This is a genomic window from Caballeronia udeis, from assembly GCF_044909315.1.
GTDB lineage: Bacteria > Pseudomonadota > Gammaproteobacteria > Burkholderiales > Burkholderiaceae > Caballeronia > Caballeronia udeis_A.
This window is the reverse complement of sequence record NZ_JBIYEB010000038.1, coordinates 21,722-44,613: the sequence shown is the minus strand read 5'-3', so window position 1 is coordinate 44,613 and position 22,892 is coordinate 21,722. Positions and strand designations below refer to the sequence as shown.

Genomic DNA, 22,892 nt, shown 5'->3' with positions numbered 1-22,892 from the left:
CCACATTCTGGGCCACCTTGAAATTTTTCGTTCAAGTCGTGCGGGACAAGTATCAACCGATGCGTCAGGCGGGGAAATCAGGAACCTGGCACCGCGCTAACCCAATTGGAGCCGGCATTCTTCTTAGGGAAAACGCTCTGAGGCCAAGCATGGTTTGTTTCAAGTGTTCTGTTCATAATTAGCGTGCTTTTTCGGAGGAGCACTCAATGAAAATAAAACGGGTTGTTACGGGGGTCGCCACATTCGCGTGTGTATCTGGCGCAGCACATGCACAGTCGGCGAACACTTTCTACGTCACCACCGGCTGGTTCCATTTCGCCCCTATCTCCAGCAGCGGCCCGCTCAAGGAAACGAGCGTAGGCGGATCACCAGTCGGCATTGAAGTACCCAACACCGGCGCGGACCTCTCTAGCGCCGACACCGCCGGCTTCACCGCCGGCTACTTTGTCACCGACCATATTGCTGGCGAATTCGTTATCGGTATTCCGCCCACCTTCAACCTGCAGGGTGAAAAGTCATATTCGCAATATGGCACGCTCGGTACGGCCAAGCAGTGGAGCCCGACGCTGCTGCTGAAGTACTACTTCATGCAGCCGCAGTCGAAGATTCGCCCGTACGTGGGTATTGGCGTGACACGCGTGTGGTTCACCGACGCCAAGATCACGAATGGCTCCTTCGAAACGAATGTACTGCATGGTCCGACCGACGTATCGACGGATAGTTCGTGGGCTCCCGTGTTTAATGCAGGCCTTACATACGCCTTCAACGACCACTGGTTCGCCGGTTTTTCCATCTCCTTCGTGCCCCTCCACGCAACGGCCAAGCTGACGACCCAGGCGCAGACGCCGGTTGGCCAGCTCACCGTGAAGTCGGAAGCAAAACTGAAGCTGAACCCGATCGTGACGTACCTGAACGTCGGATATCGGTTTTAAGCAACTCCGTCCGCCCTGTTTTCGCGCTGTTCCGTCAAAGCAAGCCAAGACAAACGCCGTTGCGAGGATTCCTCGCAACGGCGTTTGTCTTTCGGCGTTTGTAAAAATGATACGCGCCAGACTATTTTTCTCACTCATCCAGGTAGTTTCTACTTTCCCTGATTTTCTGCTTTTTCCCGGATGCCTTGCGTGGCAAGGCTCCAGCATGCAATGTTGAACGCGGTGGATGAATCGGCATCCAACTTGCTCACCTTCTGTTTTCCGCACTTCCGCGGCCCATCCACATTCACCCATCGACGGAGCGATCCTATGAACGCATTCCCTAATACGCGAGATGCCATCGGAGATTCATGGAACTCCACCAGCCGCCATGCGCGCCGCATTTCGCGCCACAGCCAGGACGCGGCGCAAGACATTGGCGGCGAATTGCGCAAGCTGATTTCGGAGATTGAAGAGACGCTGTCAGAAGGGACGTCGGCCGACGTCGCCGCGCTGCGGGCTCAGTTGAGCAAGAGCGTGGATTCGGCACGCGAGCGTTTGAATAATACGCACGACGCGGTACGCGCTCGCGCGAATACGGCCCTGGCCGATGCGGACACCTATCTTCATGACAAACCGTGGCAAGTCATTGCCCTGGTGGGCGGTCTGGCGCTGGTGACGGGCGTATTGCTGGCCCGCGCCCGATAAGCTTCTTGCTTGTATCAATGGAAAACGCGCGCCCGAATTGCTCGGGCGCGCGTTTTTTATGCGTTCACCGGGTTCCGCTCAGTCCAGGAAATCTGCACCGATCACATCGATACGGTCCGTGCAGATCGCGTCCACGCCCCAAGTCGCGAGCTCGCGCGCCCGCTCCGGGTCGTTGACGGTGTAGGCCAGGATCCGCAAGCCGGAATCCTTGATCTCGGCGACCAGACGCTCGTCCAGCCTCTTGTGATCCGCATGCAGCGATACGCACGCCAAAGCCGCGGTCTGGGTCCGCCAGTCGCCGGGAATGGCTTCGTAAAGCATGCCGCGCGGCAGATCAGGGGCAGCCCCGGCAGCGGCCTCAAGCGCCGCGTAGGAAAACGACGACAACAGCGGCGCAGGTTCCGCGCCCGACCACAGCCGCGCGGCTTCCTGCGCCACTAAAACGCCCGTTTCAACATCGCGCCCTTCGCACGGCTTGATTTCGATATTCGCCGCCAATCCGTGCGAAAAACACCGCTCCGCGACCTCGGCAAGCGTAGGCATGCGCGCCCCCGCGAAACTCGGATCGAACCAACTGCCGGCATCGAGTTGCTCGAGTTCTTCGTAGCGAAGGTTTTTCGCGGCGCCACGCCCGTTCGACGTACGGTCGACGAGGTCGTCATGTAGCAAAAATACGACATTATCCGCCGATAATTTCGCATCGAATTCGATCATTTTCAGACCGAGCCGCGCGCCGGTATCAATCCCGTCGAGCGTGTTTTCCGGCGCGACCTTCCCTCCGCCGCGATGCGCGACGATGCGCGGATAAGGCCAGATTTTCATGTTCCTGTATTCCTCAATTGACGCGCAAACCCGTCGCCGGATCGAAGATGTGCAGCCGGTGCGCCGGCAGCGCCACTTCAAGCGCCTCGCCCCGCGCCGGACGATGTTCGTGCGGCAAACGCGCCGCGACGTCATGTTTGCCCCAACGGCCGTGTGCCAGATTATCCGCGCCGAGGAGTTCGCAGGAGTCGACAGTCAACGTGACGTGCGCGCCCTGGTGCTCCGGCAGCATGTGTTCCGGCCGGATGCCCAGCACCCACTCGCGGCCCTTCAGATCCTGCTGCAGCGACTGCATGCCCGCGAGCGGCAGGCGTGGCCCGTTACCCGCGACCTCGAAGCTCAACCCGTCGTCCGATACGCGGCCTTCCAGCAGATTCATGGCCGGTGAGCCAATGAAACTCGCGACAAACACCGTCGCCGGCCGCTCGTAGACTTCGGTCGGCGGCCCGATCTGCTCGGCCCGGCCGCGATTCATCACGATCACGCGCTGCGCGAGCGTCATTGCCTCGATCTGGTCGTGCGTGACGTACAGGCTCGTGGTTGCGAGACGCGCGTGCAGCCGCTGGATTTCCAGCCGCATTTGCACGCGCAACTTGGCGTCGAGGTTGGACAGCGGTTCGTCGAAGAGGAACACGGCCGGTTCGCGCACGATCGCGCGGCCCATTGCCACGCGCTGCCGCTGCCCGCCGGACAGCTCGCGCGGCTTGCGGGCGAGCAACGGCTCGAGTTCCAGGATCTTCGCGGCATTCTGAACACGCCGGTCAATTTCCGATTTACTGACACCGCTGATCTTCAGCGCATACGCCATGTTCTGCGCGACGCTCATGTGCGGATACAGCGCATAGTTCTGGAACACCATCGCAATGTCCCGATCCTTCGGCTCGAGCGTGTTCACCACTTTCTCGCCGATGGAAATCGTCCCTTCGGACACGCTTTCCAGCCCCGCGACCATACGCAGCAAAGTCGATTTCCCGCAGCCGGACGGACCGACCATCACGACGAATTCGCCGTCCGTCACTTCCACATCGATGCCGTGAAGAACGAACTGCTTGCTGTCGTAGGTTTTCTTGACGCCTTGAAGGCTCAGTGCAGCCATCGACCCGCCTTCATTTAAGAGCGCCCGCGACCGTCGCGAAATGCGCGACCGCGATGCCCGGTTCATAGAATTTATGCAGCAGCGCACGCCACGTCTGGTAGTCGGCCGAATTGCGGAAGCCTTCCTGATGCGCGGCCACCGTTTCCCACCGTACGAGCAGCACATATTGCGAACCGTTGTCCGCGTCGGCGCCACGCACCAGTTCGTGCGAGAGATACCCCGGTTGCGCCGAGATGATCTTTTCGGCTTCAGCGAACGCCGCTTCGAACGCGGTCTCTTCGCCCGCCTTCACCGGCAATTGAGCAACTTCAAGGATCATTGAATGAACCTCCGTTATTTTTCGGAATCGACGAGACCGCGCACGAACCAGCGCTGCATGGTCAGTACCACCGCGAGCGGCGGCAACATTGCCAGCAGTGTCGCGGTCATGACCAGATGCCATTCGGTGGCGGTGTCGCCGGAAGCGATCATGCTCTTGATGCCGACCACCGCGGTTTGCAGCGACTGGTCGCTCGTGATCAGGATCGGCCACAAATACTGGTTCCAGCCATAGATGAACGTGATCACGAACAGCGCGGCAATGTTCGTCTTCGACAGCGGCAGCACCACGTCCCACAGGAACCGCAATGCCCCGGCGCCGTCGATGCGCGCCGCTTCCATCAGTTCATCGGGCAACGTCATGAAGAACTGGCGGAACAGGAACGTCGCCGTCGCCGATGCAATCAGCGGCAGCGTCAGGCCGGCATACGTGTTGCTGAGATGCATCGATGAAACGACCTGGACCGTCGGGAAAATGCGCACTTCCACTGGCAGCATCAGCGTGATGAAGATGAGCCAGAAGGCTAGGTTTTTAAACGGGAAGCGGAAGAACACGATGGCGTAGGCCGACAGCATCGAGATGGCGATCTTGCCGATCGAAATCACCAGCGCCATGACAAGGCTGTTCAGCAGCATATGGCCGAACGGCGCCGCTGCATTGCCGCTGCCGTGCGTCCAGATGTTCGCTATGTTCTCGAACAAGTGCGTGCTCGGAACCAGCGAAAGGGGCACGCTGAATACTTCCTTTTCGCTCATGGTGGCGGCGCAGAACGCGATGTACACCGGAAACACGACCAGCACCACGCCCACGATCAGCACCGCGTGGCAAAACAGGTCAAAACCGCGACGGTTCTCGATCATGAGTACTGCACCCGACGTTCAATGAAGCGGAATTGCACGACAGTCAGCGCCACCACGATCACCATCAGCACAACCGACTGCGCGCCGGAACTGCCGATATCGAGACCCTGGAAACCCTCGGCGAAGATCTTGTAGATCAGCGTTTTTGTGGACTGCGCAGGACCGCCGCCGGTGGCTGCATCGATAACCGGGAAGGTATCGAAGAAGGCGTAGACCACGTTCACAGTCAGCAGGAAGAAGCTGGTCGGTGAGAGCAACGGCAGCGCGATCCCGAAGAACCGCCGCACGGGTCCGGCGCCGTCAATAGCCGCCGCCTCAATCAGCGAACGCGGGATGGCCTGCAGGCCGGCATAGAAGAACAGGAAGTTATAGCTGACCTGTTTCCACACCGACGCCAGCACGACCAGGAACATGGCCTGGGAACCGTTGAGCGCATGGTTCCAGACAATGCCGTATTTCGCGAGCGCATAAGTCACCAGACCAATACTCGGGTTGAACAGGAACGACCACAGCACGGCGGCAATCGCCGGGGCGACCGCGTACGGCCAGATCAAAAGCGTCTGATAGACCTTCCGGCCACGCGTCACCCGATCGGCGCACGCGGCGAGCAGCAGCGAAATCACCAGGCCCGACACGGTGACGAGCGTGCAGAAGATGATCGTTGTATTGAACGAGGCGAGGTAAAGCGGATCGGTGAAGATCTGCTTGAAATTCGCCAGTCCGACAAACTCGCTCGATGTACCGAACGCATCCTGGGTCTGCGTGGCCTGCCACAGCGCCTCGCCGGCCGGCCACAGAAAAAAGAGCGCGGTGATGGCGAGTTGCGGCGCGACCAGCAGATAAGGCAGCAGGCTCGTATTGAACCGCGATCGTTTTTCCATGGCGAGTTAGTTTCCGGCCTTTTCGAAGCGGCGCAGCAGGTCGTCACCACGCGATGCAGCCGAATCCAGCGCGTCCTTTGGCGTTTTCTTACCCGCCCAGACCTGCTCGAGTTCCTCGTCGACGATCGTGCGGATCTGCGGCATGTTGCCCAGGCGCAAGCCCTTGGTGAACGGCAGCGGCGGTTTGTTCAGCATCTGTTTGATCGCGGTATCGGCACCGGGATTCTTTTCATAGAAGCCCTGCTTTTGCGTCAACTCGTAAGCGGCTGTCGTAACCGGCAGATAACCCGTGTCCTGATGCCATTTAGCTGCCACTGCCGGCGAGGTCAGGTAAGCCAGGAACTTGGCGACACCCTTGTAGGTGGCCGCATCTTTCCCGGACAGAACCCAAAGACTCGCGCCGCCGATAATCGCGTTCTGCGGTGCGCCCTTCACGCTCGCGTCGTACGGCATCATGCCCGTGCCGAAATCGAACTTCGCATACTTCTTGATGTTGGCGAGCGACCCCGACGAGTTGGTCAGGATGCCGCAATCGCCGCTATAGAACTTCGACACCGCCTCGTCCTTGCGGCCGACATACGTGAACGTGCCGTCCTTCGCCATGTTCTGCATGAACTGGATGTGCGCGATCTGCAGCGGCTTGTTGAATTCGAGCACCGCGTTGGTGCCGTCGAAGCCATTGTTCTCCGACGCAAACGGCAGGCCGTGCCATGCGCTGTAGTTCTCAAGCTGAATCCAGCTCTGCCAGCCGGACGAATAACCACACATGCCAATCGCTTTCAGCTTTTTCGCATCGGCTGCGAGCTCGTCCCAGGTTTTCGGCGGATGGGTCGGATCGATGCCGGCTTTCTTGAACGCGTCTTTGTTGTAATACAGGACCGGCGTCGAGCTGTTGAACGGCATCGAAATCAGGTGACCCGTCTTCGAGTCGCTGTAATAACTGGCGATGGTTGGTACGAACGCCTTTTCATCGAGCGGAACACCGGCTTGCTTGAATACGTCGGAGACCGGAATGACGGCTTTCTTGGCCTGGATCATCGTGGCGGTGCCCACTTCATACACCTGCAGGATGGCCGGCGCGTTGCCGCTGCGATACGCCGCAATGCCCGCGGCCATCGTCTGGTCGTAGCTGCCCTTGAAGACCGGCACGATCTTGTAGTCGCTTTGCGATGCGTTGAAATCGTTTGCGATGTCGTTCACGCGCTCGCCGAGCGCAGATTCCATCGCGTGCCAGAACTGGATTTCGGTGGCGGCTTGTGCCTGACTGGCGCCAAAGGCGAATACAGCGGCAATGGAAAACGCGCTGACCAACAACTTGCGACTACTCATGACTAACCTCTCCTTGAACCCCGGTGGAGTTTTTTTGGTTGGGACAAACGCAGAAAGCGCCTGGAACGCGGCATTCTAATTGTCGTCTATGACGAATAGACGTCCATATTCTTTTAATGCGTATCGATCCGTCATGCCCGCGATGTAATGGGCGATCAGGCGCGCTTGCGGGCTGCCCGACGCGCTCTCGCTGCCGCGGGGGTCGTTGGCCGACTCTTCCGCAATCGGTCCGCGCGCCTGATAGGCCGGTGGCAGCAGGCGCGGGTCGTCGTTGAACGCCTTGAAAAGGCCACTCACCACGCGTCCCGCTTTGTTAGCCATCCGCATGACCTTGTAGTGCCGATACAGGTTCTTGTAAAGGAAGCGCTTGAGTTCGGTCGCCTGGGCGGCGACTGTCTCGCTGTGGGTGACCAGCGCCGGGGCGTCGCGCACGTCGTCGACCGATTGCGGATTCAGCCGCGCCAGGTTCTCGCTCGTCGAGTCGATCAAATCCACGATCAGCGTGTTGATGATCCGGCGGATGGTCTCGTGAATCAGCCGGCGCCCTTCAATATCCGGATACTCCCCGCGCGCTGCTTCGTAGTGCGTCTGCCACAGCGCGACATCGGCGAGCTGGTCGAGGGTGATCAGGCCGGAGCGCAGGCCGTCGTCGACGTCGTGATTGTTGTAGGCGATTTCGTCGGCTACGTTCGCGATCTGGGCTTCTATCGACGGCTGCTTGCGATTCAGAAACCGCTCGCCCAACGCGCCGAGCTTCAGCGCATTCTCATGCGAGCAGTGCTTGAGAATGCCTTCGCGGGTTTCGAAGCAGAGGTTCAGGCCGTTGAATGCGCCGTAGTGTTCTTCCAGCTCATCGACCACCACCAGGCTCTGCAGATTGTGTTCAAAGCCGCCGTGATCGCGCATGCATTCATTTAGTGCATCCTGCCCGGCATGGCCAAACGGCGTATGGCCGAGATCGTGCGCCAGCGAAATGGCTTCGACCAGATCTTCGTTCACGCGCAGGTTACGCGCCACGGAACGGGCGATCTGCGCGACTTCCAGGCTATGCGTCAGGCGGGTGCGAAACAGGTCGCCTTCGTGATTCACGAAAACCTGTGTCTTGTATTCGAGCCGGCGGAACGCCGTGGAGTGAACAATACGATCACGATCGCGCTGGAACTCGGTGCGCGCAGCGGGCGGTTTTTCTTCGAAGCGCCGGCCACGCGACTCGGCCGAATGCGCAGCATACGGGGCGAGATGCGCCTCGAGTGCGAAGGACGTCGGCGTGACGCTGGAAAACTGAAATGTCTTGTCGCTCACCGGCTGCTCCGAATCATCGTCGTTTCGTTGTTGGCTTCGTTTGTGGCCATGAACTGTGGCGTTCTCTGCCGCGATGGCTACGGCCGACGGTCAGCCGGTGTAACGAAAGTCAGCGCACAGGTAAACCCGGAAGTCTCACGACTGAGCTTTGTCGCAACAACCCGCTGCTGAACGCAGCCGCGTCAGACGCTGGCGGCGAGCGTTGCGCGCACTGCATCGTCAGGCGCACCCGCGATCTTTGTATTGCCGAAACGCTCGAGCAGGATGAACTTGATCTCGCCTGCTTCGGCTTTCTTGTCGACCTTCATCAAGTCGATATAACGATCCGCGCCAAGCGCCGGCGCCTTGACCGGCAGCTTCGCCGCAGCGATCACCCGGGTAAGCCGCTCACGCGAGGTTTCATCGAGCCGGCCAAGCCGTACGGACAGGTCGGCTGCCATTACCATGCCGCAACCGACTGCCTCACCATGCAGCCACTCCCCATAACCAAGGCCGGCTTCAATTGCATGACCGAACGTGTGGCCGAAATTGAGAATGGCGCGCAAGCCGCCTTCGCGTTCGTCGGCGGCTACCACCGAAGCCTTCACTTCGCATGAGCGCTTCACTGCATGCGCGAGCGCAGTCGGATCGCATGCGTTCAAAGCCGCGACGTTCGTCTCTATCCAGTCGAAGAATTCGCTGTCGGCAATGGCGCCCGTCTTGATCACTTCCGCAATTCCCGCTGCGAGTTCGCGCGGCGGCAGCGTGCGCAGTACCCCAATGTCGGCGATGACCGCTTGCGGCTGATAAAACGCGCCGATCATGTTCTTGCCGAGCGGATGGTTGATGCCAGTCTTCCCGCCCACCGACGAATCGACCTGCGCGAGCAGCGTGGTCGGCACCTGGATAAAGGGCACGCCGCGCATATAACTGGCAGCGGCAAAACCCGTCATGTCGCCGATCACCCCGCCGCCCAGCGCAATCAGCGTGGTCTTGCGGTCGGCGCGGCCGGCCAGCAGCGCGGTGAAAATCTGGTTGAGCGTCTCGAGATTCTTGTGCGCCTCACCGTCGGGCAGAACGATGGTCGTGACTGCCTTGCCGAGCGGCGCGAGCGCGGCGCGGAGCGCTTCGCCGTACAGCGGATCGACAGTCGTGTTGGTGACAATAGCGACCGACGAGCCCGCAATATGCGGCGCGTACAGTTCGGTCCGGTCAATCAGCCCGGTGCCAATATGGATGGGGTAGGCGCGATCGCCCAGTTCGACGTTGACGGTAATCATGGCGGACATTATGACGTAGCCGGCTTGACGATACCGGCCATCTCCAGTTGCATCAACACCATGTTGACGAGGTTATTCACGGTCGGCCGGCCGGTTTCCACGATGAAATGCGCGCACTCCTGATACAGCGGATCACGCGTCTTGTAGAGCGCTTCCAGCTTGCCGCGCGGGTCGTCGGTCTGCAGCAGCGGCCGGTTTTTATCGCGTCGCGTACGTTGCCACAATTCGTGCGGCGTGGCGCGCAGGTAGATCACCAGCCCGCGACTCTTCAGATGTTCTCGATTCTCCGCGCGGAGAATCGCGCCACCGCCGGTCGCAAGCACAATATTCTCGCGCCGCGACAACTCGTCGATCACATCCGCTTCGCGCTGCCGGAAGCCGTCCTCTCCCTCGACCTCCCAGATCACCGGGATGCGCGCACCCGTGCGCACCTCGATTTCGTGGTCGGAATCAACGAAAGAACGTTGTAACCGGCGCGCGACCGCCCGCCCCACGGTGGTCTTTCCAGCCCCCATGAGTCCGACAAAAAATACGTTCGCGTTCGCTTGCCCGGCTTCCAACTCGCTTCCTTGTGCATTGATTCCGGTCCCGATTCTGGTCCCGTCCGTGCGGGAGCTTAAGGGCAAAAGGGCCGCTTTGTCGAGTCGGGAAGGCTTGCCGGCGGCCTTCACAGAGGCGCCGGAACGATATGTGGGGTGATGAAAATGACCAGTTCGCTGCGTGCATTGCGGCGCGCGGTGTGACGAAAAAGCCAGCCCAATACCGGGATTTTACCGAGCAGCGGGACCCTCGTGACATCCTCGCGTTCATCAGTGGAATATATCCCGCCGATTGCCACCGTGCCGCGGTCCTCCACCTCCACGCGCGTCTGGACGTGCTTGGTGTTGATCGCCGGGCCGGCCGCCGTCTGCTCATCGACACTGTCTTTCGAAACATCGAGATCCAGGATCACGTGACCATGCGGTGTTATTTGGGGCTCGACCTCCAGTTTCAGCGCGGCCCGGCGAAACTGGACGCCCGACACGCCGTTACCCACTTTTGCCTGATACGGTAATTCCGTGCCCTGCTCGACTATCGCCTTCACGCGATCCGCCGTGATCACGCGGGGACTCGACACAATCTGACCGCGCCCCTCGTTTTCAAGCGCGCTCAACTCGACGTTCAGCAAGCGCGTAGCCTGCGCGGCGAATAGCGTCAGGCCGGCGGTCGCGGCGTCGAACCCGCCAATCGGCCGCGCCGATAAGTCGAATACCGCGCCGTCCGCGCCTGCTACAAGACCGCGCGCGGTGGAGTCGCCGGTGGGCGTCATCGATAGTTTCACGCCGAGATTGCGCGAAAAACCGGCGTCCCCTTCCACAATGCGCGCTTCGATCATCACCTGCGGCGTCGGTCGGTCGATCTGCGCGATCAGCTCGGCGATCTGCGCGACGCGGGCCTCCAGGTCAGTTACGAACAGCAGGTTGGTGCGGGCATCGGCCATGACTGAACCGCGCTTCGATAACACCCGCTGGCTGCCCGAGCCCGTCAGGAGCTTGCGCACGTCGTCGGCACGCGGGTAGCGCAAAACGAACGTGCGGCTGCCGAGCGGTTCGAGATCGGCTGCACGGGCGTGCGCTTCGTAGCGAAGGCGCTCGCGCGCCGCCAGTTCGCTAGTAAGGGCCCGTCTTGCCCGGCGAATTCACCGCGCCCGGTTGCGCGACAGCGACTGCCGCAGGTCGCGCAGCAGCCACCCGCCGGCGCATTTCCACGATCTCCACAGCTCGTACGCCTGTCACGTTCTCAAGCGCTTTAAGCCACACGGCGGCCGTGTGCGAATCCGGTGCGCTGGCGGCAAGCTCAACTTCGCTCACACGCTGCGTCACCCGCTGCAAGCCGATATTCCCCCGCGATGCCCCCTGCGCCAGCGCGTCGAGCAAGCCGAGACACCGGGCACGCGGCTCGGCTATCGGCGTGGCGGCGGCCTGTGCTCGCCGCTCCAGCGCCTGGCGCTCGACCAGACGCGCATGTTCCGCGACCGGCGCACTCAACTGCCGCAACGCGACGTGAAGCGAGTCTCGCTTCTCTTCCATATGCACCCGTTCCAACGCGTCCCAGCCAGCCACCGCGCCGACAGCAGCACACCCGGCCAGACCCGCTCCCGCAAGCAGCGACAGCGCCCGGTTACGTGCTCGACGCCGGGCACCTGACCGGTACGGCAGCAGATTGAATGCATGCAAACCGACCGCGCTCATGGCATCACCTCGCGCAGCGCAAGTCCCATTGCCACGGCAAACAGCGGCGAATGCGCGAGACGTTCGTCCACCCGTTGCGCGCCGTTGCAAAACGGCGCGCATTCAAACGGCATGACCGGACACCCGAACAACGCGGCCAACATAGGTGTGGAAACGCCGGCTCGATTGAGCAGTTCGATATCTCCGCCGATATAAATCCAGTACACGCGTGGATCGTCGCCAACCAGATCCGTCAGCGCTTCAGCCGCGCTCGAATATTCCGGCGACGGGTAACGTATCTCGTTCTCCACGCCATCCTCTCCGACAAGCCACGCATGCAGCCCGGCGCTCTCTACCAGCAAGCGACGAAACGCTCCAGCGGATCAATCTCAATAGACGCCGAATAGCGCAGGGCGCGCAGCGCCGCGCCGGGTTCGATCCCCGCCACGCGCTCGGCTGCCGCCAGCACGGCCGGTTCGAGCAAACCGCGCGGATCGTGTCCCCGCCACCGAAATGGACAGCTGGCTGGCCTGCGTAAGCCGCGCGAGCGGCGCTCGCGTGGTGAACGTAGCCGACGCCGGCAACGCCATTGCACACCGCAGCGAGCGCAGCGGGGCTCGCGCCGGCAACCGTGAAAACGCTTCGCGCAGCGCAGCCGAGATAGCCGGCCGGTCGATGAAATCACCGCCTATCACTGCGCCCGGTTCAAGCAGAACCTCCCCCAGCCGCTCGACACAAACCGGCCGGTCCGCCTGCAACCGCTTGCTGACAACGGCCAGCCTCACCGCCCCTTCGGTAATGTCGATACCCGCCGCGAACCGGCGCGTGACGGTCAGGACCGATCCGCGCAATGGTGTTTGCGTACCCATGCTCATTCTCTCTTTCAAGGCCGCGCACCGAACCGTTCGGGCGCTGGCAATGAAACGATTGTGGGCAGCAGAGGTGGTTGCCACCATTCGTCCAAGTGGCTAACGTAAAGGGTGGACGAGGATTAAACGCCGGACGGCAGCGAGCATGAAACGAGCGTGGACAGCATCGAAACAATGCGATGCAAACGTTAGCCGCGTCAGTCCGTCAACGCTTATCGTGATGAAAAAGGTGTCGCCGCACCCTGTGCGCAACACCTAAGTAAGCCAGACGAAAGCCTTAAAGTTGGGCAGCTATAATCGCGGGACCGTTTTTTGGTGGTGCCATGCAATCTCAGTCTCCGTCGTCCCCTCCGTCCCGTCATCCCGATTCCCCGAAGCGTGTTCGCCCGCTCTGGATCAGGCTTCTGCTCGGATTGTTAATTTGTATTGTCGGATTGATTGTGAGCGCGGGGCTCGTGCTCGGTTACGCGCTGGTCGTGGCGCAGCCCAATCTGCCGTCGCTCGAGGCGCTCACCGACTACCGCCCGAAAGTGCCGCTGCGGGTCTACACGGCCGATCACGTGCTGATTGGCGAATTCGGCGAGGAACGGCGCAGCGTCGTGCGCATCCAGGACGTGCCGGATTATCTGAAGAAAGCGGTGCTCGCCATTGAGGACGCGCGTTTCTACGACCACGGCGGTGTCGACCTGACCGGTATCCTGCGCGCCGGCACGGTGGCGTTGACGAACGGCCATGCGTCCCAGGGCGCAAGCACGATCACGATGCAGGTCGCGCGAAATTTCTTCTTGTCGAGCGAAAAGACCTACACCCGCAAGATCTACGAGATGCTGCTCGCGTACAAGATCGAGCGCGCGCTCACGAAGGACCAGATCCTCGAGGTCTATATGAACCAGATTTATCTGGGACAGCGGGCCTATGGGTTTGCGAGCGCCGCGCGGGTCTATTTCGGCAAAGATCTGAAGGACATCACGCTAGCCGAAGCAGCCATGCTCGCCGGCTTGCCGAAAGCGCCCTCCGCGTACAACCCGGTGGTCAATCCGAAACGCGCGAAGGTGCGCCAGCAATACATCCTGGAACGGATGCTCGAACTGCACTACATCACGCAACAGCAGTATGAGGACGCGGCGAAACAACCGCTCGTGGTGAAGGGCGCCGGGCGCGAGTTCAGCGTGCACGCCGAGTACGTGGCGGAAATGGTGCGCCAGATGATGTACACGCAGTATCGCGAAGAGGCCTACACGCTGGGCCTGAACGTGGTGACAACCATTGATTCCGCCGATCAGGACGCAGCCTATCGTGCCGTGCGCAAAGGCCTGATGGATTATGAGCACCGGCATGGGTATCGCGGGCCGGAAGGGTATATCGATCTGCCGACTGACGCCGACGATCGCGAGCAGGCTATTGACGACGCCCTCGTCGACCATCCCGACAACGGCGAAATCGTGGCGGCGGTCGTCACCGAGGCAAACCCGAAGCAGGTGAAGGCAAGCTTCATCGATGGCAATGTGGCCGTCGTTCAAGGCAACGATCTGAGGTTTGTCTCCAGCGCCCTCAGCACGCGGGCGCAACCGAACCAGCGTATCCGGCCGGGCGCGATCGTACGCCTGATGAAAAACGACGACGACAACTGGGTCATCACCCAACTGCCGCAGGTGGAAGGCGCATTCGTTTCCATCGTGCCGCAGGACGGCGCGATCCGCTCGCTGGTGGGCGGCTTCGACTTCAACAAGAATAAATTCAATCACGTCACTCAGGCGTGGCGCCAGCCGGGTTCGAGCTTCAAGCCGTTCATCTATTCGGCGTCGCTGGAAAAGGGCTTGTCGCCGGCGACCATCATCAACGACGCGCCGCTGTTCTTCAGCGCTGCCGAGACCGGTGGCCAGGCATGGGAGCCGAAGAACTACGGCGGCGGTTTCGACGGCCCCATGCCCATGCGCACGGCATTGATGAAATCGAAGAACCTGGTTTCCATCCGGATCCTGAACAACATCGGTCCGAAGTATGCGCAAGGCTATGTGACGAAGTTCGGTTTCGACGCTTCCCGTCAACCGGCGTATCTGCCAATGGCGCTTGGCGCAGGCCAGGTTACGCCGCTGCAGATGGCGACGGGCTATTCAGTGTTCGCAAACGGCGGATACCGTGTGAATCCCTATCTGATCGCCGATATCACCGATCCGCGCGGCGCCGTGGTCTCGCATCCGCAGCCGCTGGTCGCCGGCAACACCGCGCCGCTCGCCATTACCCCGCGCAACGCCTACGTGATGAACAGCCTGCTTCAAAGCGTGGCGCAACGCGGTACAGGCGCACGAACCAACCAGTTGAAGCGGACCGACCTTGCCGGCAAGACCGGCACGACGAACGATTCCCACGACGCATGGTTCGCCGGTTACCAGCATTCACTGGTGGCCATCGCGTGGATTGGGTACGACGCGCCGCGCAGTCTCGGCGACAAGGAAACGGGTGGCGGACTAGCCCTGCCGGTGTGGATGGAGTACATGAGCCGGGCGTTGCGCGGCGTGCCGGAATACAAGTCGACCATGCCTCCCGATGTGGTCTCGCTCGGGGGCGAACTCTATTTCGACGACATGACGCCGGGCCACGGATTCGTGGCAACCATCGGTGTGAGTCAGGCCGCGCCGGAAGACGTCAGCGGCACAGCGCCCGCGCCCGCGCCGCAAGTCGGCGAGCAGGAAAAGCAGGACATCATGAATCTGTTCAAGGGTCAGTAAGTCCTGAATTCAAGCCCCGGCCAGCCCGGGGCTTGAACGCCAGATCAAACGGCAGATATCACGCTGAAAATCGAATCGCCTCGCCAGCCTGTTCGCTGGCGTATTGGCTGAGTGCCTCAAAAAACTCGCTGCCGTCCCGCGTATTGCGCCATGCACCGTCCACATAGCGGTAGTGAAAACCGCCCGCCTTTGCGGCGAGCCAGAGCTCGTGCATTGGCGGCTGCAAGTTGACAATCAGCTTCGAGCGGTTCTCGAATTCGAGCGTCAACACATTGCCGCTGCGCTCGAATTCGACATCGGCTTCGAGGCCGTCCACGTCCCGCTCGATGGCCGCCAGCGCAGCCTCGGCGAGGGTCAGGTATTCGTTGTCGGTCATGCTAAACTCCATCGATTAATTAGTCAGGGACAGCAATGCAAGTCGTCTTCCGGATGAGCGCGATTGTAGCGGCTTTGGCCATTTCCGCCGGCACGCTGCTCGCCGCCTGTGGTCAGCGCGGACCGCTCTATTTGCCCACCACTCCACCCATTCCGGCGCGTCCCGCCAGCATGCCCCCATTGCCGGCGAGCGATGCGAAAAGCGCGAGCGCACCGGCAGCAGCATCGTCCGCCTCGTCTGCTGTCAGCGTCGGCGACGTGCCCGACACATCCGGCACGGCGCTGTCGCTCTCCCCTGACGACAATTTGAAATCACCCGAGTCGGCATCGGCACCCAAAGCCGCCTCCTCCGGCGAATAATCGTTGCCATACCGCGCTTGGGCCGAATCCGGCCAAGCGCGTCAGCAGAACCAGAAAACTCATGACTCAATCCGCATTCTCGCGCGCCGAAGGCGTGCTGCAGGTCGAAGGCGTTTCGGCCGCGTCGCTGGCCGACCAGTTCGGCACACCGCTCTACGTCTATTCGCGCAGTGCGTTGAGCGACGCGTATAAAGCTTACGCCGATGCCTGCAACGGCCGCCGCGCCACTATCCACGTAGCGGTGAAAGCCAACAGCAACCTCGCGGTACTGAACGTATTCGCGCGACTGGGCGCGGGCTTTGACATCGTCTCGTCGGGTGAGCTGGCGCGTGTCCTGGCCGCGGGCGGCAAGGCCGAAAACACCGTGTTCTCCGGCGTGGGCAAATCGGCGGCGGAAATGCGCGAAGCACTCGATGCCGGCGTGAAGTGCTTCAACGTCGAATCGATTCCCGAACTGCATGCACTCAATGAAGTGGCCAAGGCGGCGGGCAAACAAGCGCCGGTGTCGCTGCGCGTGAATCCCGATGTCGATGCCAGGACGCATCCGTATATTTCCACGGGCCTGAAGTCGAACAAGTTCGGCGTGGCTTTCGCCGACGCTCGCGCGACCTACGCGCAAGCAGCAGCCATGTCGCATCTCGACGTAATCGGGATCGATTGCCATATTGGTTCGCAAATCACCGAAGTGAGCCCGTATCTCGACGCCGTCGACAAATTGCTGGACCTCGTCGAGCAGATCGAGGCTGACGGCACGAACATTCATCACGTCGATGTCGGCGGTGGACTCGGCATCACGTACGACGACGAAACGCCGCCGGCTATCGGAGAATTCGTACGTGCGGTGCTCGCGCATATCGATGAACGCGGACACGGTCATCGTGAAGTGTATTTCGAGCCAGGCCGCTCGCTGGTCGGCAATGCGGGCGTGTTGCTCACGCGCGTGGAATACCTGAAGCCCGGTGCGGAAAAGAATTTCGCCATCGTCGATGCCGCCATGAACGACCTCGCGCGTCCTGCGATGTATCAGGCATTCCATCGCATGGAAGCAGTGGAACAGCGTGCGACAAAAGCGCAGCTCTACGACGTGGTCGGTCCCGTGTGCGAAAGCGGCGACTGGCTCGGCAAGGATCGCATGCTCGCAATAGAACAAGGCGACCTGATCGCGATTTTCTCGGCGGGCGCCTACGGCTTCGTGATGAGCTCGAACTACAATACGCGCCCGCGCGCCGCCGAAGTCATGGTCGATCGCGAACGTGCGCGCCGAGTGCGTGAGCGAGAAGAAGTGACGCAGTTGTTCGCAGGCGAATCGATTTTCCCGGACTGACTTCAGTTGGTCCGAGCAGCATGAAAAAGGGCGACGCCATTAAGCGTCGCCCTTTTTCATGTGCGCTCCGATCGATCCGCTAAACCGGGCGTGCCCGCGTGATCCGCGAGCGCAGCCAGACGACCACCCGCCACGCCAGCAACACCACCACGATCGAGCCATAGATCTTTGGCAGGAAGAGATCGTGCTTGCCCGCTTTCATCCACCAGAAGTGCAGGATCGCGAGCACGGCGATCGGATAGATCAGCCTATGCAGCGTTTGCCAGCGGCGCCCCAGCTTCCTGACCATGGCTTTCGGCGACGTCACGGCGAGCGGGATCAGCAGCACGAACGCCGAGAAACCAACCAGGATGAACGGCCGCTTGACGATGTCCTTGAGGATGGCGAAGACATCGAACCATTTGTCGAACCAGACGTATGTGGTGAAGTGCAACACGACATAGAAGAACGCAAACAACCCGAGCATCCGGCGAAAACGCAGGAGCGCGTTCAGGCCTGTCAGCCGGCGAACCGGCGTGACGGCAAGCGTGATGCACAGGAACACGAGCGTCCACAGGCCGGTCGAGCGGGTGATGAATTCGATCGGATTTGCACCCAGTCCGCCCGTGAAGCCCAGCAGCACGATGCGCGCGAGCGGATACAAACCGCCAAGAAACACAGCCACTTTCGCCGGCACGATCCAGTTGATGCCACCTGCGGCAACGCGCGTTGCCGGCTTTCTTTTGACATCGGAAGCCACAGCCATCCTCTTCCCCTAAACCCTAAAAATTGGCCTTGAGATCCATGCCCCGATACAGCGACGCAACCTGGTCGCCGTAGCCATTGAACATCAGCGTCTTGCGCTTTGGCGTGAAGAAACCGTCCTCGCCAATGCGCCGTTCCGTTGCCTGGCTCCAGCGCGGATGATCGACATTCGGATTCACGTTCGAGTAAAAACCGTACTCCTTCGGCGCATATTCGCTCCAGCTCGTCTTCGGCTGCTGCTCGACAAACCGGATCTTCACCAGCGATTTCGCGCTCTTGAAGCCGTATTTCCAGGGCACCACGACACGCACCGGCGCTCCGTTCTGATTCGGCAGCACTTCACCGTACAAACCAACGGTCAGCAGCACGAGCGGGTTCATCGCCTCGTCCATGCGCAAACCTTCGGAGTACGGCCAGTCGAGAATGGGATCGGACAGCCCGGGCATCTGCGAGGGATCAGCCAGCGTGATGAACTGCACGTACTTCGCGTTGCCCGTCGGCTGTGCGCGCTTGATGATTTCGGACAACGGAATGCCGATCCACGGAATCACCATCGACCACCCTTCCACGCACCGCAACCGATAAATGCGCTCCTCGAGCGGCGCGAGTTTCAGGATTTCGTCGATGTCATACACCTTCGCGTTCTTGATCTCGCCTTCCACCGATATCTTCCACGGCCGAGGCCGCAGCGTATGCGCGTTTTGCGCCGGATCGGCCTTGTCCGTGCCGAACTCGTAGAAGTTGTTGTAGCTCGTGATGTCCTTGAACGGCGTCACCTTGTCCAGCGCGACGAATTTCGTGTTCGTGGTCGCCGCGAGCTTCTGACCCTTTGCATCGGGCGATGTCATGGTAGCGAGCGCTTCGCCGTTCACGCCTACAAGCCCGGTCGCGGCCAGCACACCCGCGGCCCGCAACACGCGCCGGCGGTTCTCGAAGAACGCGCGCGGCGTAATCTCGCTTCGGGCGATGTCGTCGCCGAAAAGCTGGCGTGTGTGTTTCATACCCATTTCGATACTCCTGGAATTCGTGTTTCGGCCTGCGTCAACGCCGCCGTTGCTATAGCTATATTCGTGGCAAACACCGAATCGGTTTCAGCTATTCCGCCCAGGCAATAAAAAAACCGCCAGCAAATCTTGCATGGCGGTTTTTTTGACGGCGTTTAGCGGCAGATGTTACAGCTTGCCGTAACTATGCAGGCCGGAGAGGAACATGTTGACGCCAAGGAAAGCGAACGTGGTGACCAGCAAACCGGTTAGCGCCCACCATGCGGCCACCGAGCCGCGCAAGCCCTTCATCAGGCGCATGTGCAGCCATGCGGCGTAATTCAGCCACACGATCAATGCCCACGTTTCCTTCGGGTCCCAGCTCCAGTAACCGCCCCACGCTTCGGCGGCCCAGAGCGCACCAAGAATGGTCGCGATGGTGAAGAACGCGAAACCGACTGCAATCGACTTGTACATCACGTCGTCGAGCACTTCGAGCGACGGCAGGCGATCCGCCAGAATGCCGCGTTCCTTGACCAGATAGGCCACCCCGACCATGGCCGCCAACGCAAAGCTGCCATAACCGATGAAATTCGCCGGCACGTGGATCTTCATCCACCAGCTTTGCAGCGCGGGCACGAGCGGCTGGATCTGCTGAGCATCGCGGGCAATGGAATACCACATCAGGAAACCGACGGCCGCGCTGATCACCAGCAACACGAACGCGCCCATGGCACGCGTGCTGTAGTGCTGCTCGTAGTACAGGTAAAACAGCGATGTGATCAGGCAGAACAGCACGAAAACTTCATACAAGTTCGAAATCGGGATATGGCCCACGTCCGAACCGATCAAGTAAGACTCGTACCAGCGCACCATCAGGCCGGTGAAGCCCATCAGCACTGCTGCCCAGGTCATCTTCGAGCCGATCGCGCCGCCGGTAGGCGAACGCGAAATCAGGCCGATCCAGTAGAACACCGTGGCCAGCACGAGCAGCGCGCTCATCCACAAGATGGCCGACTGGCTGGACAGAAAGTATTTCAGGAAGAAGTTGGTGTCGGCGCGCGCGAGGTCGGAGTGATAAAGCTGAAGCGACGACAGCGACAACAACGCAATGCACGCAATCAGCAGCCGCACCGGCTTCCAGCGCCATCCGAGCACCACGAACGTGGGCACGGCGCAGCAGAGCACCAGCTTGTCGTAGTAGTTCATGAACGGGTGATACCGGAACAGCGCGAAACCCGCCCCGGCGACCATTGCCAGTGCGAACAGCCAGTCGGTCGGGCCGAGACGCTTCAGAAACGGACGTTCGTCGAAGAGGTTCGGATCGACGGGTACTTTGCCCGCGCGCTGTTGCGCCGAAGTCGAATGCGAGGAGGCTTGTGTGAGGTCCATGTTCTTACCGAGTTGAATCCTGCGAGCCGGTGGACTTGGTGTCCGCGGGCGTTTCCGGTGATGAAGGTACCGGCTGTGACTTGACGCCCAGCATGGCGCCGATCGCGTCGCGCGTTTGCGCGAATTCCTTCTCGAAATCGAGCGTGCGGCGTGCGGTGGACATTGCCATCAATACGCTCGTGCCGCCCGCTGGCGTGTCTTTGAGCCAAAACCAAAGACGACGTTCACGCACATAAAACATCGAGAAAATGCCAAGCACGAGTAGCAGGCTGCCAAGATACACCACTTTTTTGCCCGGCGCGCGCGTCAACTGGAACACGGAAGCCTGGATCTGCTTGAATGAATCGAGTTGCAGAAAAACCGGTGATCCGTACAGAAAGCTGTCCGAAAGTGCATTGATTGACGATTGCACGAATTGCGTGTTTTTCGCGTCCGGTTGCGCTTCCGGCAGGCCATTCTGGGCACGCGAGATCTGCCAGAGGTCCCAGGTCGCGCCTTCCAGCATGCGCAGCAACAAACCTGCCGCTTTTTCCTGCTCGCCCTTGGGCACTGATTTGTCGATAAAACCTGCTATTGCCTGGAAACCGCCCAATGTAGCGCCCGGTTGCCCCGATACCGCAGCCACGCCGGTTTCGTCCGCGCCGGCAAACAGGTTCAGCACCCGGGACGCGCTCTCTTCCAGATGCTTCTGCAAGTCCGCGTTGGCTTCCGGCACCGAGCGCTTCGCGAAACGACGTGCGGCTTCGTCACGCATGGCGGGCGTTTCCAGAGCGGCGCGCAGGTTCATCCACTGCTTGATCGAGCTCTGGTCGTCGGCGGGAATGCGCAAATAGCGGAACGGATCGTTCGGGCTCAAGCGCATGCCGGCGAGGAACATTGGCTGGCCTTGTACGTCGACGGGCAGCATGTAGTTGTTGAACTCGCGCGCCTGGCCGTCCGTGCCCCGCACCTTGTATTGCACCGATGGCCCGACGTTACGCAGATCCGTGGGCTTCGACGTCTTCGCGCCGGAACCCAGCCGTTCATCGAAGGCCTGCTTCAGCGTCTGCGTCTGGCCGACACCGCGGGCGTCGATCGAGCCGTTGCCGTCAGTGACGTTTTCCACGTTGATGGCGCGGAAATCGGTGAATTCCACGGTTTCACCCTGCCCGCCGATGATCTGCGGGCTCATCGGCGCCGTGCCGCCAATGGCGCCGTCGAACGGCGTGGTTTTAGCGCTGCCGCCGGTCATGGGCCAAGCGGTCATCGACAGTTTCGAGCCACCATCCTGAAAGCTCGATTGATAGATCGAAATGCCGTCGTAGGTGAACGGTTTGTTCACTTCCACGCGTGCCGGGATACGCTTGCCGGTCGCATGATCGATCACGACAATGTCGCTCGCGAACAGCTTGGGCATACCCGTCGAGTAATAATCGACGATGAATTTATTCAGCTGGATCGAGAACGGCAGATCCTGGATCAACGACCCGTCCTGCTGATTCAGGATGGCGGTTGCGACATGCTGCCCTTCCGGCACCCAGGCATAACCGCGGAACGTGAGATTCGACGTCGGCAGCCGGTGATTCGGCGCAATGTCGTTGATGACTTCATTCGATGCAATAGGCGTCTTGTTGAAGAGCCACATCTGCAGCTTGATGGGCAGGTTGCTGTCCAGCAGGCCGCCAATGCAGATGATCACGATCGCCAGATGCGCCGAGATATAACCGAGCTTCGTCAGTGCGCCGCGCTTGGCCGCGATCAGCGTGGCGCCGCTATCCGTTTCGCGCGTGACGAACTTGTAGCCCATCTTGGCGGCGAGCCGTTGCAGGCTGGCGGAGGTCTCGGCGCGATTTCCCGCGACCGGCGAGAATTCACCCTTGTGATGGAATGCGCGCAGGCTGCCTTCGCGCACCCGGTCCTTCCAGCTCTTCATATCCGCGATCATCTTCGGGCCGTTGCGGATCACGCACAGCGACACCGAGATCACCAGGAAAATCAGAATCAGCATGAACCACCACGCGCTATACACGTTGTAGAGGCTCAGGCCGCGGAAGATATCGGCCCAGAACGGACCGAACTGATTGACGTAGTTCGGATACGGATCCTCTTGCGTAAGAACCGTACCGATAATGCTTGCTATCGCAAGGATGACGAGCAGCGAGATGGCGAAGCGCATCGAACTTATTGTTTCGATGGCATGACGGACGCTGCTACGACTCGACTTCGACTGCAATCCCGACGTGGTGACGCTCATTCAAACTCCGGCTGAACAGCAAAAAAGGGTGGAGACGCAAGCGGTCTTTGACCGGCGTCCCACCCTTTTTCTTATTTTGCGTGCCGGCCTCGTCGGACCGGCTCGTACATCATTCGACTGCGACTATGACTTGCGCACGTGACGTCCGGGCGACGCTGCGCGCATCTTAATGCAGACCCGCGATTG

General features: G+C 60.7%; 22 protein-coding genes and 1 pseudogene. 5 read left to right on the top strand and 18 right to left on the bottom strand.

Translation table 11 applies throughout. The features are described from left to right. Positions 1-206 precede the first annotated feature (206 nt). Together ABH944_RS39035 and ABH944_RS39030 are read left to right on the top strand one after the other, a co-directional pair. Positions 207-932 carry an OmpW/AlkL family protein gene (locus tag ABH944_RS39035; protein ID WP_404613599.1) on the top strand — a complete coding sequence of 242 codons (726 nt, stop codon included), beginning with the start codon at positions 207-209 and terminating at the stop codon, positions 930-932. Positions 933-1,241: 309 nt separating this feature from the next. Further along, entirely contained in the window at positions 1,242-1,619 is a 378-nt protein-coding gene (locus ABH944_RS39030) for an ElaB/YgaM/YqjD family protein (protein WP_404613601.1), read from the top strand. 78 nt (positions 1,620-1,697) lie between these two features. Here the strand turns inward: ABH944_RS39030 and ugpQ are convergent, their stop codons facing one another. The 13 genes and pseudogenes from ugpQ to ABH944_RS38965 form a co-directional block, all read right to left on the bottom strand. Further along, positions 1,698-2,441: a glycerophosphodiester phosphodiesterase gene (gene ugpQ / locus ABH944_RS39025; RefSeq protein ID WP_404613603.1), complete on the bottom strand. Its 744-nt coding sequence runs from the start codon at positions 2,439-2,441 to the stop codon at positions 1,698-1,700. 13 nt (positions 2,442-2,454) lie between these two features. Next, a complete protein-coding gene (locus ABH944_RS39020) occupies positions 2,455-3,537 on the bottom strand; it encodes a sn-glycerol-3-phosphate import ATP-binding protein UgpC (protein WP_404613605.1) in 1,083 nt (360 codons plus the stop codon). A 10-nt stretch (positions 3,538-3,547) separates the two neighbouring features. Then, a complete protein-coding gene (locus ABH944_RS39015; RefSeq protein WP_404613607.1) occupies positions 3,548-3,856 on the bottom strand; it encodes an antibiotic biosynthesis monooxygenase family protein in 309 nt (102 codons plus the stop codon). Positions 3,857-3,870: 14 nt separating this feature from the next. Then, positions 3,871-4,716: a sn-glycerol-3-phosphate ABC transporter permease UgpE gene (gene ugpE / locus ABH944_RS39010; RefSeq protein WP_404613609.1), complete on the bottom strand. Its 846-nt coding sequence runs from the start codon at positions 4,714-4,716 to the stop codon at positions 3,871-3,873. Next, positions 4,713-5,597, bottom strand: a complete 885-nt coding sequence (ugpA, locus tag ABH944_RS39005; RefSeq protein ID WP_031361536.1) for a sn-glycerol-3-phosphate ABC transporter permease UgpA — start codon at positions 5,595-5,597, stop codon at positions 4,713-4,715. Before ugpA ends, ugpE begins: the two co-directional genes overlap by 4 nt. Before the next feature lie 6 nt (positions 5,598-5,603). Beyond that, the gene (ugpB, locus tag ABH944_RS39000; RefSeq protein WP_404613611.1) at positions 5,604-6,926 is read right to left on the bottom strand and encodes a sn-glycerol-3-phosphate ABC transporter substrate-binding protein UgpB; all 1,323 of its coding nucleotides are present in this window, start codon (positions 6,924-6,926) and stop codon (positions 5,604-5,606) included. 75 nt (positions 6,927-7,001) lie between these two features. After that, a complete protein-coding gene (locus tag ABH944_RS38995) occupies positions 7,002-8,228 on the bottom strand; it encodes a deoxyguanosinetriphosphate triphosphohydrolase (RefSeq protein WP_404613613.1) in 1,227 nt (408 codons plus the stop codon). Positions 8,229-8,410: 182 nt separating this feature from the next. After that, entirely contained in the window at positions 8,411-9,487 is a 1,077-nt protein-coding gene (gene aroB / locus ABH944_RS38990) for a 3-dehydroquinate synthase (RefSeq protein ID WP_472975147.1), read from the bottom strand. An 8-nt stretch (positions 9,488-9,495) separates the two neighbouring features. Beyond that, the gene (locus tag ABH944_RS38985; RefSeq protein ID WP_404613663.1) at positions 9,496-10,002 is read right to left on the bottom strand and encodes a shikimate kinase; all 507 of its coding nucleotides are present in this window, start codon (positions 10,000-10,002) and stop codon (positions 9,496-9,498) included. Between the two features lie 152 nt (positions 10,003-10,154). Beyond that, positions 10,155-11,138, bottom strand: a pseudogene (gene pilQ, locus ABH944_RS38980) (type IV pilus secretin PilQ); the annotation flags it as partial. Further along, the gene (locus tag ABH944_RS38975; protein ID WP_404613617.1) at positions 11,137-11,718 is read right to left on the bottom strand and encodes a fimbrial assembly family protein; all 582 of its coding nucleotides are present in this window, start codon (positions 11,716-11,718) and stop codon (positions 11,137-11,139) included. The pseudogene pilQ and the gene ABH944_RS38975, both read right to left, overlap by 2 nt. Next, positions 11,715-12,059, bottom strand: a complete 345-nt coding sequence (locus ABH944_RS38970) for a hypothetical protein (protein WP_404613619.1) — start codon at positions 12,057-12,059, stop codon at positions 11,715-11,717. The genes ABH944_RS38975 and ABH944_RS38970 overlap by 4 nt, the downstream gene beginning before the upstream one ends. 27 nt (positions 12,060-12,086) lie before the next feature. Beyond that, complete coding sequence (locus tag ABH944_RS38965) at positions 12,087-12,566, bottom strand: type IV pilus biogenesis protein PilM (protein ID WP_404613621.1); 480 nt, start codon at positions 12,564-12,566, stop codon at positions 12,087-12,089. 323 nt (positions 12,567-12,889) lie between these two features. Between ABH944_RS38965 and ABH944_RS38960 the strand changes: the two genes are divergently transcribed. Further along, a complete protein-coding gene (locus tag ABH944_RS38960; RefSeq protein ID WP_404613622.1) occupies positions 12,890-15,295 on the top strand; it encodes a penicillin-binding protein 1A in 2,406 nt (801 codons plus the stop codon). Between the two features lie 58 nt (positions 15,296-15,353). Here the strand turns inward: ABH944_RS38960 and cyaY are convergent, their stop codons facing one another. Further along, positions 15,354-15,671, bottom strand: a complete 318-nt coding sequence (cyaY, locus tag ABH944_RS38955) for an iron donor protein CyaY (protein ID WP_404613624.1) — start codon at positions 15,669-15,671, stop codon at positions 15,354-15,356. 35 nt (positions 15,672-15,706) lie between these two features. On the opposite strand from cyaY, the gene lptM reads away from it, so the two are divergent. After that, on the top strand, positions 15,707-16,030 hold the full coding sequence (lptM, locus tag ABH944_RS38950) for an LPS translocon maturation chaperone LptM (RefSeq protein ID WP_404613626.1): 324 nt from the start codon (positions 15,707-15,709) through the stop codon (positions 16,028-16,030). 61 nt (positions 16,031-16,091) lie between these two features. Further along, the gene (gene lysA, locus ABH944_RS38945) at positions 16,092-17,354 is read left to right on the top strand and encodes a diaminopimelate decarboxylase (protein ID WP_404613628.1); all 1,263 of its coding nucleotides are present in this window, start codon (positions 16,092-16,094) and stop codon (positions 17,352-17,354) included. 79 nt (positions 17,355-17,433) lie between these two features. On the opposite strand, the gene msrQ is transcribed toward lysA, so the two are convergent. The 4 genes from msrQ to ABH944_RS38925 form a co-directional block, all read right to left on the bottom strand. Continuing rightward, entirely contained in the window at positions 17,434-18,099 is a 666-nt protein-coding gene (msrQ, locus tag ABH944_RS38940; RefSeq protein ID WP_404613630.1) for a protein-methionine-sulfoxide reductase heme-binding subunit MsrQ, read from the bottom strand. Positions 18,100-18,115: 16 nt separating this feature from the next. Beyond that, positions 18,116-19,105, bottom strand: coding sequence for a protein-methionine-sulfoxide reductase catalytic subunit MsrP (gene msrP, locus ABH944_RS38935; protein ID WP_062091267.1), 990 nt, complete (start codon positions 19,103-19,105; stop codon positions 18,116-18,118). Positions 19,106-19,270: 165 nt separating this feature from the next. Next, positions 19,271-20,473, bottom strand: a complete 1,203-nt coding sequence (gene ccsB, locus ABH944_RS38930) for a c-type cytochrome biogenesis protein CcsB (RefSeq protein WP_404613633.1) — start codon at positions 20,471-20,473, stop codon at positions 19,271-19,273. A gap of 4 nt (positions 20,474-20,477) precedes the next feature. After that, the gene (locus tag ABH944_RS38925) at positions 20,478-22,706 is read right to left on the bottom strand and encodes a cytochrome c biogenesis protein ResB (protein ID WP_404613635.1); all 2,229 of its coding nucleotides are present in this window, start codon (positions 22,704-22,706) and stop codon (positions 20,478-20,480) included. Between the last annotated feature and the right edge of the window lie 186 nt (positions 22,707-22,892).